The sequence below is a fragment of the Flavobacterium sp. genome (genome assembly GCF_031363805.1).
GTDB lineage: Bacteria > Bacteroidota > Bacteroidia > Flavobacteriales > Flavobacteriaceae > Flavobacterium.
Map to the genome: position 1 here is coordinate 1 of NZ_JANLVD010000270.1, position 1,560 is coordinate 1,560.

At 32.5% G+C, this 1,560-nt stretch carries 2 protein-coding genes; both read right to left on the reverse strand.

Annotated elements, in window-relative coordinates; translation table 11 throughout:
• A partial coding sequence (locus RMN92_RS14370; RefSeq protein WP_309610131.1) for a tetratricopeptide repeat protein occupies positions 1–619 on the reverse strand: 619 nt, incomplete at its 3' end.
• A gap of 277 nt (positions 620–896) precedes the next feature.
• The coding region (locus RMN92_RS14375; protein ID WP_309610132.1) for a S46 family peptidase at positions 897–1,560 on the reverse strand (664 nt) is incomplete at its 5' end.

The following is a 1,560-nucleotide window of genomic DNA, read 5'->3' on the forward strand; positions in this document are numbered from 1 at the left end:
CAATCAATTTTTTAAAGGCTGTTTTGGAATGTGTGATTTCAATTCCTTGCTTGTAAAAAATTTCGGCTTGTTTGTATCGTTTAAAATATTCTTCGATATAACCTTTTGCCATCACGCCATCTATTTTTGAAATATTCATCAATTCGTCGGCATAGTTTTGAGATTTTTTTTCGCTTCCACCAATAATTCCTGGTAATTCAAGATATAAAATTACCAAAGCCCAACGCGTCTCTATATGTTTAGAGTCAAGTTTTGCTGCTGTTATGAAAGCGGTTTCTATTTCATCAATCATCCCCAAAGCTTTGAATTTATTGGATTCTTTGGCTTTCATTCCCAATGCGCCGCCGTATTTGTACCAATAATTAGCATTTTTAGGAAATTGTAGCTTTATTTTTTTGTAGTAAGTCATAGACTTGTCCCACTTTTTTTGGTTTCCAGCAATGTCTCCCAAATATTCTGTCGTTTTGGTATGATTTGGATTTTCTTTCAAATATTCTTCGAACAAAGGTTGTGCAGCCAAATACTTTCCTTGTTCAAAAAGTTTTTGTGCTTTTTCAAAATTGGTTTCAGCGGACATATTGATAGAAAAAATTAAAAAAAGTAATAATATATATTTCATTGTTCAAAAATAAGGAAACTATATTTATTGGATTACATTTTTATTTTAAAAACGTGTTAATTTATAATTTTTTGATGATGAAATAAATATAAATGTCTAAAAAAGGTATATGATTTATCCTTAGCCCTGACCGAGTGGAAATCCTGTTTCGTTTTTTTACGAAACAGATTGTAGTAAGGGCAGGAATATGGATTGCAGATAAAGCCCAAAAGATTTGCTCCAAAAAAAAATCCGCTTCAAAAAATTTGAAACGGATTTTTAGATTTTAAATTTTAAACTATTTTACAATTGTCATTTCGTCTACAATATGTTTTGCATTTGAGAAATTTTCTATTACCCAAAGTACATAACGAATGTCAACATTGATTGTTCTTTGCAGTTTTTTGTCGAAAATAACATCGCCAGCCATTGCTTCGATATTTCCATCGAAAGCAAGACCAATAAGTTCTCCTTTTCCGTTTAAAACTGGCGAGCCTGAATTTCCACCTGTAATATCATTATCTGTTAAAAAATTTACGTGAAGCGAACCATCTTTGTCTGCATAACGACCAAACTCTTTGTTTTTGTGCATTTCAAGCAAACGAACAGGAAGGTCAAATTCTTGATCGCCTTTTTTATATTTTTTTACTTGCCCGTCAAGCGTTGTGTAGTTGTTTACTTTGGCATCATTGCGTTTGTCAGCTGGTAGTGAGCGTACTTTTCCATATGATAAACGTAAGGTAGAATTTGCATCAGGATATACAATTGTGGCAATTTTTGACTCACGCAAACCTTCTACTAATAATCTAAAGGATGATCCAAAATCGTTTTGTGCTTTGATAACTGCGTCGCTTCTTGTATTGAAATGTGTCAAGATATCGTTAGACAAAGTATACAATGGATCTGCATTCAAAGTTGCTTCTGATGGATTTGCTAAAAATGCTGCCACTTTTTCTTTGGAA